We start from the raw sequence: 2,655 nt of genomic DNA, 5'->3' as shown, positions 1-2,655 counted from the left end.
GGGTCGCCCGCGCCTCGAAGACGCTCGAGGGGATCCAGGGAGCCTGGATCAAGGAACAGAAAATCATTGTAACAGGAGGGAAAGTCACCGAATTCCGTGTGAACATGAGTGTGACATTTCTCCTGAAGGATTGATCCCGGTTCGGGGGGACACGATCACCGGCAGGAATCGTTCCTTGAAGGGACACGGTAAGAAATCCGCAGGTGGCAACCGGCGGACTTGGAGGATGGGGCGAGAACGGGCCCCGTCCTTTTTCCTCTGCTTCCCTTCCTATCCGGCAGGCATGGAAAGGAGCCGAAGCTTCACCCGGGGATGCGGATCAGATATCTCGTTCCTTCCCCCATCCGGCTTTCCACCCGGAACGTCCCGCCGTGGGATTCGACGATGTGCCTGGCGATGGAAAGCGGTTCCCCCGAGTTCGCGGGACCTCGCCTTGTCGACCCGGTAGAACCGTTAGATAGAAAGTCCTTTTTCGCTCGTCGCGGCCGGGAGGGGGACTCGCCTCTTCCAGCCGTCTTCTTTCTGGCCGAAACGGCCTTGCCGACTCCGCTCGCGGAATCTGCCCCGATCCTGCGGGTGCCCCGCCCCACGAGACCCCTTCCGGCCCCTTATCGCCGCCAGTATACTTGCCTCGATACCGGCGGAAACCCCGAATCCCGCGCGCACGGCCAGCGATACCCCGGCGCGCCTGATCGTGAGTCGTCCGGCCTTCGACACCTCTACCGGGTATTCCGTTGTTGCCGAACCGTTTACTCCTTTTTGAGGAGGATCTTCAACAACTCCAAGGTGTTTCTTTTTGCCTCTTTCGGAGACTGGTTGGAAGCCTTCGCCGCGTCCTCAAACGTCTTGTCGGTGATGTTCTTGGGATCCCCCATGTCGTCGCCGGGTTTCCCGCATCCGCAGTTGTAGCACATGGCACCTTCCTCCCTTCGGTCTTGTTCCCGTCTCGAGGTTGGGACGCCACGGCCCGAAGGAAGGTTTCCCTTGATCCGAACCCTCAGGCGCCCCTTCCTGCCATAGGACAACCACCGGTCCGAAAATCAGACAAACAGCGGCTCGCGTTTCGGACAGATACCGATACCGAAGGCAGGCGGACGGGATTACTGTGATAGGTGTCCGTGAGGGACGACAACAGGCCCTGGGGGCGGCGCCGCGATGTCCTTGGTCCCGATATACCGGGGCCCATAGGAAAAAAGGAGAAGGATTATGCCGTTGATTCATGTGGTAATCGTTCTGGTTGTCGTCGGTGTACTCCTGTGGTTGGTCAATACCTACCTTCCGATGGATGCCAAGATAAAGAGCATTCTGAACATCGTGATTGTGATCGCGGTGGTCCTCTGGCTATTGCGTGCCTTCGGGATCCTGGGATCCCTCTCGGAGTTTCGCATCGGGAGGTGAATTTTCGCGGGGCGTCCTTGTTTCAGCGAATAAGATAAAAGGAGACGAACATGAATGAAGATATTTTGAAAGGAAAGTGGAATGAAATCAAAGGGAGGGTCAAAGAGAAGTGGGGCAAACTCACCGACGATGACCTCACCCGGCATGAAGGGAGATCCCAAATGGGAAATTCGAGAAGGGTATGGTGGTGCCTGCTGGCGGGGGCAATGATCGCCGCCGCATGGGGGTTTTCGGAGCCCGCGAGGGCGGAGGTGAGCGTCAGCATCAACCTCGGGCCGCCGCCGATCGTGGTGTCCCAGCCGCCGGAAGTCGTGATGATCCCGCAGTCCCAGGTCCACTTCGTCCCGGACCCCAACATCGACGTGTTCTTCTACGGGGGGTACTGGTGGTCGCCGCGCGGTGAGCGGTGGTACCGTGCGCGGGCGTACAACGGGCCGTGGGGAGTGATCGAGCGGCGCCGGGTGCCGAGGGCGGTGCTGTACGTACCCCGGGACTACCGGACCAGGTATGAACAGGGGCGGCGCGTTCCGTACGGCCAATGGAAGAAGGATCGCTCCCGTTGGGACAGGGATAACCGGAAGGCGCACAAGCAATGGGAGAGGGAGCGCGAGATGGATTGGAAGAGGAGCGAACAGGAACAGAGAAAGGACGATAAGCACGGGGGTCGCAGTGGGGATCACGGAAAGCAAGGTCGATAGCGGTTCAGGAGAGGCACTGAAGCACCTCGTTCGAGATAACCCAGTGCCGTTCCAGTGGTTGCAGTCGATCTTCGCCCCGGAACAGCAAGCGGGATCCGAGCAGTTTTTCCATGGCCCCCTGCACCGGTACGATAGCAAGGCGGCTACGGTGGCTACATCAGGGGGGAAACCCGTACGGACTGCAAACCCCGCGCAAACGGAAGGCATTTTAGGGGGGATGGGGCGTCTCCCCATCTAAGTCCTCCGTTTCACAAATACGGTTGCATTCGAGCGCCGCTGCAGGGGGCCGGTCTCCGGAAGGGTTTCGTCGCGAGACAAGGGAGACCCTTTGGCCACGGCGGGCAAGCGCAGGAGCGAGCGCGGAGGCGTACGGTCAGTACGCCGCACAAGCGAGCGACGAGCACGCCCGACGCAGTCTGGGGATCGCTTGTCGCAGCAGAAAAGGCAGCCCTGTGGGCGACCGGCGCCTGCGGCTCGGTCTGCACCGCCAGCCCTTTGTCGGACTCCCTGCGCCCGGCTCGGCGTACCGCAAGTACGCCTGCGCCGTGCTCGGTCGTCC

At 60.7% G+C, this 2,655-nt stretch carries 3 protein-coding genes; 2 read left to right on the top strand and 1 reads right to left on the bottom strand.

The features are described from left to right. Positions 1-749 precede the first annotated feature (749 nt). The gene (locus VJ307_02445; GenBank protein ID HJX72988.1) at positions 750-914 is read right to left on the bottom strand and encodes a hypothetical protein; all 165 of its coding nucleotides are present in this window, start codon (positions 912-914) and stop codon (positions 750-752) included. A gap of 292 nt (positions 915-1,206) precedes the next feature. Between VJ307_02445 and VJ307_02440 the strand changes: the two genes are divergently transcribed. Next, positions 1,207-1,398 carry a Thivi_2564 family membrane protein gene (locus tag VJ307_02440; protein HJX72987.1) on the top strand — a complete coding sequence of 64 codons (192 nt, stop codon included), beginning with the start codon at positions 1,207-1,209 and terminating at the stop codon, positions 1,396-1,398. 50 nt (positions 1,399-1,448) lie between these two features. Continuing rightward, positions 1,449-2,096 (top strand): CsbD family protein, encoded by a 648-nt coding sequence (locus tag VJ307_02435; GenBank protein ID HJX72986.1) that lies wholly within the window; start codon positions 1,449-1,451, stop codon positions 2,094-2,096. The last annotated feature ends 559 nt before the right edge of the window (positions 2,097-2,655 follow it).

Source organism: Candidatus Deferrimicrobiaceae bacterium, from assembly GCA_035256765.1.
In the GTDB taxonomy this organism is placed as follows: domain Bacteria; phylum Desulfobacterota; class Deferrimicrobia; order Deferrimicrobiales; family Deferrimicrobiaceae; genus CSP1-8.
Note: the sequence above shows the minus strand (reverse complement) of the source record. Positions and strands in the feature narration are given on the sequence as shown.

What these genes read in the sequence shown, in the direction of transcription:
- VJ307_02445 (HJX72988.1), bottom strand. Translation starts at nt 914, where the DNA reads ATGTGCTACAACTGCGGATGCGGGAAACCCGGCGACGACATGGGGGAT.
- VJ307_02440 (HJX72987.1), top strand. Translation starts at nt 1,207, where the DNA reads ATGCCGTTGATTCATGTGGTAATCGTTCTGGTTGTCGTCGGTGTACTC.
- VJ307_02435 (HJX72986.1), top strand. Translation starts at nt 1,449, where the DNA reads ATGAATGAAGATATTTTGAAAGGAAAGTGGAATGAAATCAAAGGGAGG.